This is a genomic window from Larkinella rosea, from assembly GCF_003858635.1.
Taxonomy (GTDB): Bacteria; Bacteroidota; Bacteroidia; order Cytophagales; family Spirosomataceae; genus Larkinella; species Larkinella rosea.
This window is the reverse complement of record NZ_RQJO01000016.1, coordinates 169,726-184,027: the sequence shown is the minus strand read 5'-3', so window position 1 is coordinate 184,027 and position 14,302 is coordinate 169,726. Positions and strand designations below refer to the sequence as shown.

Below are 14,302 nucleotides of genomic sequence, written 5' to 3'. Positions count from 1 at the left end.
TGTACCCTTTATTTATATTCTTATTTCTACTTCCACTACGGCTGATACGGTTTTCCAATCACCAGTTTATCGCCCGAAAAGTCTACTTCGAATAAATGCGGATACCGCATCGTGCGACCGTTGACACTTTTATGGCTATGAACGGACATCAGCCATTTGCCCTCCAGCGTCTTAAACAGCATACCGTGCCCGTAATTCGGCGGGGTGATCGGTTCTTTTTCCTGCACCCAGGGGCCGTCCAGCGTGCCGCTTTTGGAGTAGGCAACGCCCTGCGTATACACGTCATAAATCCAACTGGTCCAGATCATGCCCAGCCGACCGGTTCCGGTGCGGAATAGCCAGGGGCCGTCCGTCACTTTGTTCGGGCCAACCTTGTCTTTATCTTTCGAATTCTCCCGACTCCACGGGCTTTCGCTGGCTTTAAAAAGCAGTTTGCTTTCACCGACCGAACCGCTTAAATCCGGTTTCAGCTCGATCTTCTCGATGGTTCCGTTCCGGTTTTGCAGCCATTCGTAACAATACACCATATACGGTTTTCCGTCCGTATCGACCCAGAAGGTGCCATCCAGCGTCGGTTTGTCGGCGGGCAAATACATCGGATCTTTCATCGGCACATAAGGTCCTTCGGCCTTGTCGCTAACCAGCACGTGGCTGGCCCGGCGCTCGATGATGTTTTCGTCGACCGTATCGATTTTCACCGCCCGGTTGGTGAAGGTGGCAAAGTAATAGTATTTGTCTTTGTACGGGTGCAGTTCGGCGGCCCAGATCATCGGGGCTTTGCCCATCCAGGATTCCGGGTCGGTTTTGGCTACGACAAAAGGCCCGGTCCATTTTTTCAAATCCGGGCTTTTCCACAATAAACCGCCCGTACCGGTCATGTAGTACGTGGATGTCTTTTTATCCGCCAGAATACAGGGGTCGCTCAGCCGAATGGAATCCAGCGGAACGTCCTGCCGAAATACCGGCATCCGGTTTTGCGAAAAAACCGGAGTCAGAAAAACCGTCGTCAATACGACCAGCCAGCCTGCTTTTTTAATCATTATATAGGGATCGATTCGCTACGCTAAAACCGGTTTGACCACCTTCCCGGCGACATCCGTCAGCCGGAACGGGCGGCCCTGAAACTGGTACGTCAGCTTGGAATGGTCGAAGCCGAGCAAATGCAGAATCGTGGCCTGCAGGTCGTGGACGTGGACTTTGTCTTTCACGGCATAATACCCGATCGGATCGGTTTCGCCGTAACTGAACCCGCGTTTCGCACCACCGCCCGCCATCCAGACCGTGAACGCATCCAGGTGGTGATCGCGCCCCATGAACGGCAGCGTCTGACCGTCGCGGTTTTCCTGCATTGGCGTACGGCCAAATTCACCGCCCCAAACCACCAGCGTTTCGTCGAGCAAACCACGCTGTTTCAAATCCTTCAGCAAAGCCGTAACGGCCTGATCGGAAGAGGTGCATTTATCGCGCAAACCGGTTTCAATCGAACCGTCCTTACTGGTGCCGTGCGTATCCCAACCCCAGTCGAACAACTGCACAAACCGCACCCCGCGTTCCACCAACCGCCTTGCCAACAGGCAGTTGCGCGCGAATGAGCCTTTATTGGGATCGACACCGTAGGCATTCAGAATGTATTCGGGTTCGCTCTTGATATCCATCGCATCCGGCACCGACATCTGCATCTTGAACGCCATTTCGTACTGCGAAATCCGGGTCAGAATTTCCGGATCTTTCACGTCGTCATACTGCTGTTGGTTGATGTCGTTGATCGCTTCGATGGTCTGTTTCCGAATGTCGCGGTTCATGCCCTTCGGATCGGAAACGTACAGAACCGGGTCGCCGTCGGTGCGGCACTGCACGCCCTGATAAACCGTTGGCAGAAAACCGCTGCCCCAGACCGACTTGCCCGCATCCGGCTGTTTTCCGCCCGACGCCAGCACGATAAATCCCGGTAAATTATCATTTTCGGACCCCAACCCATACGTTACCCACGAGCCAATGCTGGGGCGACCCAGCCGGGCGGCACCGGTGTGCATCAGCAACTGCGCCGGAGCGTGGTTAAACTGGTCGGTGTGCATCGATTTGATGAACGTGATCTCGTCGGCAACGGTCTGCAAATGCGGCAGATAATCGGAAATCCAGGCGCCCGACTGGCCGTGCTGGGCAAACTTGCCCTGCGGCCCGAGCATCTTCGGAACACCCCGAATGAACGCAAATTTCTTACCTTCCAGCAACTCCTGCGGACAGTCTTTGCCGTGGTATTTCACCAGCTCCGGTTTGTAATCAAACAGTTCCAACTGCGACGGCGAACCGGCCATGTGGATGTAAATCACCCGTTTGGCTTTCGGTGAAAACTGCGACGGGCGCGGAGTCATCGGTTCGCCCGGAGCCGTTGTGTTGGCGGCAGTTTGTTCCTGTTTTTTATCGAAAAAACCACAACTGGTCAGTGTCGATCCCAGCGCCATCGCACCCAGGCCCGTGGTACAGGTGTGCAGAAAATGCCGCCGGGTTTCGCGTTGCAAAGCCGCTTCCTGAAGTTCTTTAAGGAGTTTGTTCATCGGTTTATTCTTTCGTAATCACTTCATCCAGATTCAACATCGTATTGGCTGTCACGGTCAGGGCCGCCAGTTGGGGCGTCGCTTCTTCGCAGGACAATAGCTTTTGCGCTTCTTCCGGATTTTGGCGGTAATAGGTTTCAGTATTGCGGTACAATTTGGTCAAAACCGCCAGTTTTTTCGGCGCCAGATTTCGCAGCATGACCAGCCGAAAACCGGCCTGAATCTGCTGTTCCGGCGTTTTTCCGCGCAATTTCATGGTTTCGGCCAGTCGCTGGGCGGCTTCCACATACACCGGATCGTTGAGCGTCACCAGGGCTTGCAAGGGCGTGTTGGTGCGCAACCGCCGGAGCTGGCAGAATTCCCGGCTAGGGCTATCGAAGGTAATCATCGACGGATACGGCGCGGTGCGTTTCCAGTAGGTGTACAGCGCCCGGCGGTAGCGATCTTCGCCCTGGCTCAGCAGCCACTTTTCGCCACTGTAGGGCGATTGCCAGATGCCATCGGGCTGGGGCGGCATCACGCTCGGGCCATAGAGTTTGTTACTCAGCAAACCGGTCACGGCCAGCGCCTGATCACGAACCTGCTCGGCCGCCAGCCGGACGCGGGGTCCGCGGGCCAGCAGTTTATTGAAGGGATCTTTTTCCAGCAAAGCGGGCGAAACGTCCGAACGTTGGCGATAGGTGGCCGAAACCACCATTTTCTTCAGTAGTTTCTTTACGCTCCACTGATCGGTTTCCATGAAATCGGCGGCCAGCCAATCCAGCAGTTCGCGGTGCGTCGGCGGAATGCCCTGCGTGCCCACGTCTTCAACGGTTTCGACAATTCCGGTTCCGAACATCTGTTCCCAAAACCGGTTGACGGCTACCCGCGCGGTCAGCGGATGCTCACGGCTCACCATCCATTTTGCCAAACCCAGGCGGTTTTTGGGTAATTCCTTCGCCATTGGCGGCAGTGATTTCGGCACGTCGGGTTTCACTTCCTTGCCTTTCACCAGCCAGTTTCCGCGCTGAAAAACAAACGTTTTGCGGGCCAGATCGCCGACGCCGTCCTGCATGATGGGCGTGGTTTCGGGCCGGGTATTCAGGATGGCCATTAATTTCAAATCCATTTCGCCCAGTTCAGTCGCGGGCTGACCCGGCAACGCGGGCTGAAATGAGACCCATTTGACCTGAACCCAGTCTTTCGGCGCATCGGGATTCACCAGCGTCATGTACAGATTGTGTCGTCCCGAAACCGCCGGGAGCGCAAAAATCATGGTAGTATCGCGACCATTGGTCGGCGTTGGCGTGGCCAGTAAAACCGGACCGGTCAGGCTATCCTGGCGCAGGGTAAAAAAGGCTTTTTTAACCTTTGTACTCCACTGCATGATCAGGCGGTTTTTGCCCGTCAGATCAATGTTTTTCATTCGCCCGGAACCCCCATCGCGAACCCCGAAAAATTTGGCATCAATCAGCGACGCATTGACGTATTCATCGAAATCGTGCGAATTGATTTTCGGTTCAGTAATCCGGACAAACTTCATGACGTCCTGTGCTTGCCGGGTTTGTTTTGCGTGCCCTTTCAGCCAGCTGTTCAACTCCGCTACTTTCAGCGAATCTTCCTGTTTATAAAACCGCAGGGTCGGCGTTTCGGTCGTAACATCCTCGTCGCGGGCGTTGTTGAAGAACGCCATGTACTTGTAATATTCTTCGTTGAGAAATGGGTCATACGGGTGCGTGTGGCATTGCACACAACCAAATGTAGTTCCCTGCCAGACGTCCCAGGTCGTGTTGACGCGGTCGATGACGGCGGCCACCCGGAACTCTTCGTCCTGCGTTCCGCCCTCGTCATTGGTCATGGTGTTTCGGTGAAAACCGGTCGCAATCAACTGGTCATCCGTTGGATTGGGTAATAAGTCCCCGGCCAGTTGTTCCACGGTAAACTGGTTGAACGGTTTATCTTCGTTGAACGCTTTGATGAGCCAGTCGCGGTACCGCCAGATGGTCCGGCCCGGATCGCGTTCGTAGCCTTTGGTGTCGGCGTAGCGCGCCAGATCGAGCCACATGCCGGTCCAGCGTTCGCCATACGCCGGTGATGCCAGCAAGCGATCGACCACCTTTTCGTACGCATTGGGTGATTTATCGGCCACAAAATCAGCGACTTCCTTTTCCGTCGGCGGCAAACCGGTCAGGTCGAGCGATACCCGGCGAATCAGCGTGGCGCGGTCGGCTTCGGCAGACGGTTTTAAGCCTTCCAGTTTGAGTTTATCGAGTACAAAATGGTCGATTTCGTTTTTCGCCCAGTTCAGTTCATCGTTTTCCACGACGCCCAGCCTTGACCAGAACGTCCCGATTGTCGGCACATCCGGTTTTTCGACGGACTGGTACGCCCAGTGATCACCCCATTCGGCGCCCTGGTCGATCCATTTCCGCAACAGGTCGATTTCTTCCGGTTTCAGGGGTGGTGCTTCCAGCGGCATCCGCTCGTCGTGGTCGGTGAGCGTCAACCGGCGGATCAGTTCGCTGGCGTCGGCATCGCCCGGCACAATGGCCAGTTTCCCGGATTTGGCCGGAGCCAGCGCTTCATTTTTAAAAAGCAGGCTGTAGTTCGACGCCTTTTTGACGCCCCCGTGGCAGGCAATGCAATTTTTATTGAGCAGGGGCTTGATCTGGGTATTAAAATCCACCTTGTCCTCGAAAATTCCGAGGAACGACGAAAGCGTAAGCGCAACCACCACGGCCAACCCGCCAACTACCAGGAGTTGAGGTTTCATACTTCAGGGTTCAGGTTTCTATTGATCGACTCTTTATAAAGAGTTCGAAAAAGTTAATGTACTGTATTCTACTACAAAAATTATAAAATTTCCGGACATTTCCGCATTTCGTACCCACGGACTTCAGTCCGTTTTTAAATCAGGGTTCTTGATAGAAAGTAAAACACGGACTGAAGCAGCAGCGGCTGTCCGACCGTAGGTACGTTACTTCACCGCCGGTTCGAGCAGGCGGATCGTTCCGGCTTCGGCGTCGATTTCGGCTTCAATGCCCAGCGGAACCGTGAATTTATGGGTGATGTGGCCGATCATGGCACCGGAATAGGCCGGTTTTTTCAGGGGAACGATGTGGTCGCGGAAAACGTCTTCCAGCGTCAGCGAACCGTATCCTTTGCCGGGTTCGCAGTCGGTACATTTTCCAAACACAAAACCGCTGATCTGATCGAGCACACCCGCCAGTTTGAGTTGGGTAATCATGCGATCCATCCGGTATACATCTTCACCAATGTCTTCCAGAAACAGAATGCTGTTTTTCCAGTCGGGCAGGTATTTCGACCCCATCAGGTGACTTAACACCGTCAGGTTTCCGCCGAGCAGACGGCCGCGCACTTTGCCGGGATACAGCGTCATTACCCGGTCTTTGACCTGCGCCAGCAAATCACCCTTGTCGCGCGGATTTTCCATCAAAACCGCCTGGGCGTCCATCAGCGTTTGTCGGAAATAATTGACTGTGAATGGATTGAAAGTAGCTGATCCTACTGCGCCGTGCATCGTAACCAAGCCGGTTTGGGCGTAAATTCCGAGTAACAACGCGGTAATGTCGCTGTAGCCCACCAGAATTTTCGGGTTCCGGCGAATCACATTGTAGTCGAGCAATGGCAATAACCGGGCACACCCCCAGCCGCCGTGCATCGCCATGATGCCGTCGACCGTGGAGTCGGCAAATACTGCGTTGAGATCGGCGGCACGGTCGGCGTCGGTTCCGGCGAGGTAGCCGTAGCGATCAAAAACGTGTTTGGCAACGACGGTTTTGAAGCCCAGCACCTGCAACGATTCGACCGCGACCTGCACCGTTTCGTGCGTGAAAGCCGGAGCTGCCGGCCCCACCAGCGCGACGGTGTCCCCCGGTTTTAGGCGGGGCGGTTTGATCACGGAAAGCGGTGGGCGAAAAGCCGTGGTGGCCGCAGCGGCTGTCAGGGTTTGCAGAAAATTTCGGCGGGAAAACGACATCTTGGGCGGGAACAGTAGGACAAATGAGACAAAAACCAGTACAAGATAAGGCAGAATAGGCAGCGAATTCGTACTTTAGAATGGATTCGGGCATTTTTAAAAAATTTTAAAATATTTTTATTGGTGTTACGGATCAATATGCCGAATTTTGCCGCACCGCACGAACCCCATTCTACTATTTCGTTATGATTTCTGAACCTTCCGTTATCGAAAACACGTCGGGTCGCCAACCGGGTGAGCCGGTGCAATCGGCCATCACGTACGAGAAAATTCCCACGCATATTTACGCCGATGCGAAAGATGCGTCCCGCGCCGTAGCCCACGAAATTGCGGATCTGATCCGTGAAAAACAGCAGCAGGGCAAATTATGCGTGCTGGGTCTGGCCACCGGTTCGTCGCCTAAAACGGTGTATGCCGAACTGATCCGGCAACACCGGGAAGAAGGGCTGAGTTTTCACAACGTGGTGACGTTCAACCTGGACGAATATTACCCGATGGAACCCGACTCGCTGCAGAGCTACGTCCGGTTTATGAAGGAGCAGTTGTTCGACCACGTCGATATTCCGGAAGGCAATTATCATATTCCCGACGGAACCGTTCCGGTCAATAAAGTGGCGGAATTCAGCCGGTCTTACGAAGAAAAAATTCAATCGTACGGTGGTCTGGATTTCCAGTTGCTCGGGATTGGGGGCAACGGCCACATCGGTTTTAACGAACCGGGTTCGCTGATCAATTCGCACACCCGCCTGATGATGCTCGACCATTCGACGCGGGCGGCTGCGGCCATGGACTTCGGTAGTTTGGCCAAAACGCCGAAAAAGGCCATTACGATGGGGGTCACCTCCATTTTGGCAGCCCGGCGGGTGGTGCTGCTGGCCTGGGGGGAACGCAAAGCGCCGGTGATTCGGGCGGCTCTGGAAGGAACCGTGACGGAATCCATTCCGGCATCCTTTCTCCAAACCCACCGGAACGCGCTGTTTGTCATTGATCAGGCAGCGGCCTCGGATCTGACGCGGATGCAAACGCCCTGGCTGGTCGATACCGTGGAGTGGGACAACCACATGATTAAGAAAGCCGTGACGTATCTGTCGCGCACGCTGGGAAAACCGGTATTGAAACTGACCAACAAAGATTATAACGATAACGGGATGAGCGACTTGCTGGCTCAGGTGGGCCAGGCATACGATCTGAACATCGACGTTTTCAACCAACTCCAGCAAACCATTACGGGCTGGCCGGGTGGCAAACCGAATGCCGACGACAAGAAACGCCCCGAACGCGCCCTGCCCGCCAGCAAACGCTGCCTGATTTTCAGCCCGCACCCCGACGACGACATCATTTCGATGGGGGGAACGTTCCAGCGGCTGCACGATCAGGGGCATGAGGTTCACGTAGGGTACCAGACTTCCGGAAATATTGCCGTTGCCGACGACGAAGCCCTGCGTTTCGCGGATTACGTGGTGGATTTCAACGAGAAATTCGGCATCGACAGCCCCGAAGCGACCCAGATTTTCCGGGATGCGGCCGAGTCGCTACGCGAGAAAAAAGGCAGCGAAATGGACACCGACGAGGTTCGCTACATCAAAGGATTGATTCGGAAAGGAGAAGCAAAATCGACCTGCCGGTTTGTCGGGATCCCGGTCGAAAACGCCCACTTCCTGAACATGCCGTTCTATGAAACCGGTAAGGTGGAGAAAAAACCGCTGGGCGAAGCCGACATTCAGGTGGTAATGGACGTCATCACAAAGGTAAAACCGCACCAGATTTATGCCGCCGGTGACCTGGCCGATCCGCACGGAACGCACAAGGTTTGTCTGGATGCCATTTTCGAAGCCGTTCGCCGGTTGAAAAACGAGGATTTCATGCAGGATTGCTGGGTGTGGCTCTACCGGGGCGCCTGGGCCGAGTGGGACATTCACGAAATCGAGATGGCGGTGCCGATGTCGCCCGACCAGTTGGTGCGGAAACGGCTCGGTATTTTCAAACACCAGTCACAGAAAGACGGCGTGGTATATCAGGGCACCGATTCGCGCGAGTTCTGGCAACGGGCCGAAGAGCGCAATAAAGCCACAGCCGGACTTTACAACCAGTTGGGTCTGGCCGAATACGAAGCCATGGAAGCCTTCGTCCGCTGGCATTTTTAACGTACCCACGGACCGCCGGGCGGCCCCGTTTAGTCCGTGTCAGTTTTCGGCACCCAAATGACAAAATAGGGTGTGACTTTATGCTGCAATTACCGTCTTATAGCATGGAGTCACGGACTAAACGGGGCGGTCCGTGGGTACGTCATGAAAATTGAATACCGCCGTAACCTGCCCCATCTGCAATATGTTGGGGCAACTTTTTTTATTACCTTTTGTCTGAAAGGATCACTCCCGACTGAAGTCGTTCGCCGACTTATTGAAGAACACCAATATACGCTCCGCCAGATTCAACAGCCGTCACAGAACGAAACCGCTAACGAACACAAGCGGTATTTTGCCAAGATTGATGGCATTCTTGATCGTTGTCAGTCAGGTTACAACTGGCTTCAGAATCCGGTAATTGCCGAAATCGTGGCAGAGAAGATCAAATCTTACGACGGGGAAAAGTATGATCTGATCGCATATTGTATTATGCCTAATCACGTTCATTTGGTCGTTGATTCGTCCATACAATTGGAGGGATTAGATGGAAATATTCAGGCAATCGACCGAAATTACGAGCAACTTTTTACGGTTTTACAGCAGATAAAAGGAAATACTTATCAGGCCAATAAAGTTCTGGGACGCTCGGGCGCGTTCTGGCAACCGGAAAGTTATGATCATGTTGTCCGGAATGACCAGGAGTTGAAAAATATCATTAATTATACACTCCAGAATCCGGTGAAAGCGGGTTTGGTACCTGATTGGCGCGACTGGCCTTTCAGTTTTCTGAACGAACGTACCTACGGCCTTTAGTCCGTATTTTTTTGTAGATTGTCGACTAGTATGGAACAACTCTCCACTTCCAAAAAACACGGACTAAAGTCCGTGGGTACGGCCCGGCTGCTGTCCCTCGATACTTTCCGGGGGATTACCGTGGCGGCCATGATTCTGGTCAATAATCCCGGCGACTGGGGGCATATTTACGCGCCCCTGGGTCACGCTCACTGGCACGGCTGGACGCCCACGGACCTGGTTTTTCCGTTTTTCCTGTTTATTGTCGGCGTTTCGATTTCGTACGCTTTGCAGAATAAGCAACGGGCAGGGCTGGTCGGAAAAATTGTAAAACGCAGTTTGATTCTGTTCGGATTAGGGCTGTTTCTGAACCTGTTTCCGAAGTTTGACTTGACGACGGTCCGGATTCCGGGCGTGTTGCAGCGGATTGCGCTCGTGTATCTGGCGTGCTCATTGATTTACATCAAAACCGACACCAAAACGCAGGGCTGGCTGATCGGCATTCTGCTCGTCGGTTACTGGCTGCTGATGTCGTTCGTTCCGGTGCCGGATTTTGGATCTGCCAATCTGGACCCCGAGACCAACCTCGGCGCGTGGTTCGACCGGACGCTGCTCGGTGGACAACACCTTTGGAAAACCGCCAAAGTCTGGGACCCCGAAGGCTTGCTGAGCACGCTGCCCGCCGTTGCCACCGGTTTGTCGGGCATTCGGGCCGGAACACTCCTGAAGAGTAACCGATCCGAAGCCGAAAAAACCGCCTGGCTGTTTGTGGCCGGTTGTTTGTCACTGATCGGAGCGTATGTCTGGAACGGGTTTTTCCCGATTAACAAATCGCTCTGGACCAGCTCGTTCGTATTGCTAACATCGGGGCTGGCGTTGCAGGCGCTGGCCTTGTGCTACTGGCTGATCGATGTGCAGGGCTATCAACGCTGGACCAAACCGTTCGTTGCGTTTGGCGTCAACGCCATTACGGTTTTCTTTTTATCCGGTTTGATTCCGCGCCTGTTGAATATGATTAAAACGCAGCAACCGGACGGAACGGAAATGGGCGGGAAAGAGTGGCTGTATCAGACCTTTTTTGTGACGTATTTTGAAAGCCCGTACAACGCGTCGCTGGCCGGGGCGCTGACGTTTGTATTGATCTGGTTTGTAATTTTATACGTGATGTATCAAAAAAAGATAATAATAAAGATTTAAAATTCTATACAAATTTAGATGTTTTCATAAATTTGCGTAGGATTATTCCACCGTAATTTATGAATTATTTGTACTTAGCCCTGCTGCTCCTCTTAACAGGAGCACAGATAACATATGCCCAGCAAAAGTATCGCTCCGGTTATACTGTGAATCTTGCTGGGGATACGCTTCACGGTGTAATTCGCTATTGGGAAACGTCTCAGCGCTATACTACCTGCTGTTATAAATTAGATCAAAAATCCGCGATCACTTGTTCCGCCCCTACCGAGTTAGCAGCGTACGGTTTTGCCGATGGCCCCCACTATCGTACCATCAAACTTCCTTCGGCAGTTAATCCTGTTTTTGTTCAGGTACTGGTTGCAGGCCGGGCAACACTTTACCAGCACAAAAGCCGTTATTATGCCCAGATTAACTCCGACGAATTTAGCGAATTAGTTACCTACGACAGTACGATTTACCGCCAAAATAACCCGTACGTAGCTCAGGTAAAGCGGTTTGCTATGCTATTAAGTGTGCGTATGAGTGATTGCCCGGATGTTCAGTCAATCATTCAGCGTGCTAAGTTGACGGGTCAGAATTTGGAGGAAATATTTACAAAGTATAACGAATGCGTTGGACAGGCGAACCCGTCGATTACCACGAAAAAGCCGTGGACCTCATTTGAGTGGGGACTTGGCATTAATCACCAGATTTCTTTCTTTCGATTAAATTCAGCCTATTTTAACAGAATTGAATCGTCGTTACGCCCTTTTAAATCCACTCCCATCACGCCAGCTCTGACGCTTTTGATCAAAGCACCCCGCATATCGGAAAAATTGGCGGTTCAGGCTGGCATCGGTTTTTTCTCCGAAGCTTATTCCTCTCATGTAGAAGAGATCGATAATATTCAAATCACAACTTATAACGCCTGGTTATGGATACGGGCTATACGGGCCACTTTGCTGGGTAGGTATACATTTCCCGTAAAAAACTGGAAACCGTATATAGCGATTGGTCCTGGTGCTATTATAAAATGGCAATCTAATAGCCGATTCACCGGGGAAGTCGAATACGATAAAGTTATAAATAGCTATCGAGAACCATTTTTTGCAGCTAAACCCGTCACTTTTGGCCTCAATGGCGCTATTGGCCTGGCAGCGCCATTGAAAAAACGCTGGGGCTGGTATGGTGAAATACGGTATGAATACCTGATCGGTGGTATTGCTCAACAGGGCGTGAATCCGAGGGAACGAACTTATTATCAGTCAATCAATCTTTCTGCCGGTCTTTTATTCCATTAACGGTTTTTCAGATACTTATGTATTCTTTCAACTCTGTTTACGGGCAGCGAATTCTATCACTTTTATCTTTAATTGGATTAATTGGCCTGCTAAGTACTTGCGTTATTGAAGAGCCGAAGTCCTTAAGAAACCACGGCTTGCTCAGTCCGACCACTATCACGGACATCAATAGTACCGGAGCTACTTTTCAGGCTCAACTGCTTGAAGCGCCAAAAGGTGATATCATCGATCATGGATTTGTGTGGGAGATTGGACAAAAGACCTTTAAAAACCTACCGGCCGAACCTAATATCGAAAGAATATCACTAGGAAGTTTCTCTTCCGGCAAAACCAGAATCGAAGCTCGGGTTTCGTATGGATTAACCAAAACTAACTATATTGTAAGGACGTATATAAAGACCCGTGATGGCTATACGGTATACGGTGATTGGGAGGAATTTCCTAGCCAGGGCGGAAAAGGTCCAGTCATTCAGGAGATTAACCCTCAAAAAGCAACCTGGGGCGATACGGTTACCATTTCAGGAGAAAATTTAGGGTATCGAAAGTCGGATCTGAAAGTAATGATTGGTCAACGCGAAGCTCTGATTGTTTGGTCTACGGCAACCACCATCCGCTGTCTAATCCCAATTGATGTACCCGAAGGCGATCTCCCGGTGGCAGTCACCTCACTAACGGGAACAGCCAAAAAAGAAAACGGAATTAATGTAATGCTTTCGGGGCCTGTTGTTGACGATTTTACACCGAAAACCGCTTTTTACGAGGATCATTTAACCATTAAAGGCCGGAATTTACAAGGCGAGCCGCACACTTGGAAAATAGAATTCCTCGGCGATCAAACCGGTCAGGTTATGGAAGTACGGGTAGAGCAGGTTTCTACGACTGAAATACAACTAAAAATTCCGGCATTACCCTGGCGGTATTCTTCCCTGCGGGTTCGTCGCGAAAACTCTGCCTTATACCGGGATGTGACGCTCCCGGTTATGACGCAGAAATTCGCCATGGCTCCTCCTCAAATTCAAACAATTGATCCGACTCTATTTTCCTACAATAGTTCCTGGTCGCCGGTTAATGTGACGGGCCGTAATTTTATTCCGCCAGTTTCTGTAACGTTTGCCAATTCCAATCCATCTTTTTCCAGTTCTAATAATTATCTATCGATTTCAACCCTGGACGGTATTTATCCAAAACCGACCAGTCGTGTTAAAATACAGATTAAGGCCTGCGAGCAGGAAGTATCGCAGGAAGTGGATCTTACCTTTGACGCTTTCTGGGTAAAAAGAGCAACCCATCAAACCGAGCCATTTAGTTCGTCAGGCAATTCCAGGGTTCTGACCACATTTCAGGTAGGGGATAAAGCGTACGTACTAATTACCACGCCGAATTCAGCTCTTTGCCAACTTCTTATGTATGATCCGGTCCGGTATGAATGGAAAAAAAATAGCAGTCTGCACAGTGCTCAGATTACCAATTTTGAGACTGCTATGGCGGGGGCGTTTACAGTTGGAGAACGGGTATATGTGGTTATGGACAGCGGCAAAACCGGAAACCGTATGGCCATGTGGGAATATAGGTCAACTACGGATGAGTGGAAGGTAGTAGCAGCACCTGGGGCCGTCGAAAAAATAGCCAATCATCCGTTGGTGGTTGGATCTGTCAGGGGACTGGGTTACTGGTTACCACCGGGTGGTAACGGTACTTTACAGGAATACAATCCCGAAACGAATCAGTGGACTTCCCGAACCAGTAATCTTGCCCCAGAGATAGCTGCCAATCCGATCACAGCCTTCTCGATTGGCGATGTATTGTACGCCGTTCTGTTTCGGGCAATATCAAATTCTTACGACTTATTTTCATACACATCCAGCGGACAATGGACGTTTAAAAAGAATTTCTTACTTCCTTATTCCCAGCACTGTGCGGCTTTTTCTTCACAAGGAACCGGCTATATAATTACAGGTAAAGAACTGTATCAGTATTATCCTCAGCCCAATACGATCGTTGAATCTTTGAGCAATCCGACGCAACGTGTCATGAAAGAATCCCTGTTTTATGCTTTCCCCGGTACTAACCGCCCGTATGTTCTGTTAAGTGATGCCGAGGGCATTGAATTTTGGGAAGCTCCCAATATCAAATGATATTTGTTGAAAGCAGAGGATTATTTTTGATCAAATAATTAGCCAGAATACAAAATAGTTACTTCCACAAAACGGAAATGGGCGCCAAAGAGTGGATGTATCAGACGTTTTTTGTACCGTATTTTGAAAGTCCGTACAACGCGTCGCTGGCCGGCGCACTTACGTTTGTATTGATCTGGTTTGTCATCTTATACGTGATGTATCAGAAAAAAATCATTATCAAAGTATAAATAATACC

General features: G+C 51.4%; 10 protein-coding genes. 6 read left to right on the top strand and 4 right to left on the bottom strand.

Going from position 1 to position 14,302, the window contains the following annotated elements; translation table 11 throughout:
• Positions 1–35: 35 nt before the first annotated feature.
• From EHT25_RS30805 to EHT25_RS30790, 4 genes are all read right to left on the bottom strand, one after another.
• Entirely contained in the window at positions 36–1,040 is a 1,005-nt protein-coding gene (locus tag EHT25_RS30805) for a glycoside hydrolase family 43 protein (protein WP_124879299.1), read from the bottom strand.
• Between the two features lie 18 nt (positions 1,041–1,058).
• Entirely contained in the window at positions 1,059–2,555 is a 1,497-nt protein-coding gene (locus EHT25_RS30800; protein ID WP_124879298.1) for a DUF1501 domain-containing protein, read from the bottom strand.
• 4 nt (positions 2,556–2,559) lie between these two features.
• On the bottom strand, positions 2,560–5,307 hold the full coding sequence (locus EHT25_RS30795) for a DUF1553 domain-containing protein (protein WP_124879297.1): 2,748 nt from the start codon (positions 5,305–5,307) through the stop codon (positions 2,560–2,562).
• Between the two features lie 204 nt (positions 5,308–5,511).
• Positions 5,512–6,534 carry a S66 peptidase family protein gene (locus tag EHT25_RS30790; RefSeq protein WP_124879296.1) on the bottom strand — a complete coding sequence of 341 codons (1,023 nt, stop codon included), beginning with the start codon at positions 6,532–6,534 and terminating at the stop codon, positions 5,512–5,514.
• A gap of 185 nt (positions 6,535–6,719) precedes the next feature.
• Here EHT25_RS30790 and nagB point away from each other — a divergent pair, with 185 nt between their 5' ends.
• The 6 genes from nagB to EHT25_RS32850 all read left to right on the top strand — a co-directional run bounded on the left by nagB (position 6,720) and on the right by EHT25_RS32850 (position 14,294).
• Positions 6,720–8,678, top strand: coding sequence for a glucosamine-6-phosphate deaminase (nagB, locus tag EHT25_RS30785; RefSeq protein WP_124879295.1), 1,959 nt, complete (start codon positions 6,720–6,722; stop codon positions 8,676–8,678).
• A gap of 144 nt (positions 8,679–8,822) precedes the next feature.
• Positions 8,823–9,473 (top strand): transposase, encoded by a 651-nt coding sequence (locus EHT25_RS30780; RefSeq protein WP_124879294.1) that lies wholly within the window; start codon positions 8,823–8,825, stop codon positions 9,471–9,473.
• 30 nt (positions 9,474–9,503) lie between these two features.
• On the top strand, positions 9,504–10,649 hold the full coding sequence (locus EHT25_RS30775; RefSeq protein WP_124879293.1) for an acyltransferase family protein: 1,146 nt from the start codon (positions 9,504–9,506) through the stop codon (positions 10,647–10,649).
• 59 nt (positions 10,650–10,708) lie between these two features.
• Positions 10,709–11,929, top strand: coding sequence for a hypothetical protein (locus EHT25_RS30770; protein WP_124879292.1), 1,221 nt, complete (start codon positions 10,709–10,711; stop codon positions 11,927–11,929).
• Between the two features lie 17 nt (positions 11,930–11,946).
• Positions 11,947–14,064 carry an IPT/TIG domain-containing protein gene (locus EHT25_RS30765; RefSeq protein WP_124879291.1) on the top strand — a complete coding sequence of 706 codons (2,118 nt, stop codon included), beginning with the start codon at positions 11,947–11,949 and terminating at the stop codon, positions 14,062–14,064.
• 77 nt (positions 14,065–14,141) lie between these two features.
• The gene (locus tag EHT25_RS32850) at positions 14,142–14,294 is read left to right on the top strand and encodes a hypothetical protein (protein WP_185731554.1); all 153 of its coding nucleotides are present in this window, start codon (positions 14,142–14,144) and stop codon (positions 14,292–14,294) included.
• The last annotated feature ends 8 nt before the right edge of the window (positions 14,295–14,302 follow it).

Excerpts from the sequence above, each read along its gene's own strand:
- EHT25_RS30770 (WP_124879292.1), top strand. The coding sequence starts at position 10,709 with ATGAATTATTTGTACTTAGCCCTGCTGCTCCTCTTAACAGGAGCACAG.
- EHT25_RS30780 (WP_124879294.1), top strand. The coding sequence starts at position 8,823 with ATGAAAATTGAATACCGCCGTAACCTGCCCCATCTGCAATATGTTGGG.
- EHT25_RS30765 (WP_124879291.1), top strand. The coding sequence starts at position 11,947 with ATGTATTCTTTCAACTCTGTTTACGGGCAGCGAATTCTATCACTTTTA.
- EHT25_RS30800 (WP_124879298.1), bottom strand. The coding sequence starts at position 2,555 with ATGAACAAACTCCTTAAAGAACTTCAGGAAGCGGCTTTGCAACGCGAA.
- nagB (WP_124879295.1), top strand. The coding sequence starts at position 6,720 with ATGATTTCTGAACCTTCCGTTATCGAAAACACGTCGGGTCGCCAACCG.
- EHT25_RS30795 (WP_124879297.1), bottom strand. The coding sequence starts at position 5,307 with ATGAAACCTCAACTCCTGGTAGTTGGCGGGTTGGCCGTGGTGGTTGCG.
- EHT25_RS30805 (WP_124879299.1), bottom strand. The coding sequence starts at position 1,040 with ATGATTAAAAAAGCAGGCTGGCTGGTCGTATTGACGACGGTTTTTCTG.
- EHT25_RS30790 (WP_124879296.1), bottom strand. The coding sequence starts at position 6,534 with ATGTCGTTTTCCCGCCGAAATTTTCTGCAAACCCTGACAGCCGCTGCG.
- EHT25_RS30775 (WP_124879293.1), top strand. The coding sequence starts at position 9,504 with ATGGAACAACTCTCCACTTCCAAAAAACACGGACTAAAGTCCGTGGGT.
- EHT25_RS32850 (WP_185731554.1), top strand. The coding sequence starts at position 14,142 with ATGGGCGCCAAAGAGTGGATGTATCAGACGTTTTTTGTACCGTATTTT.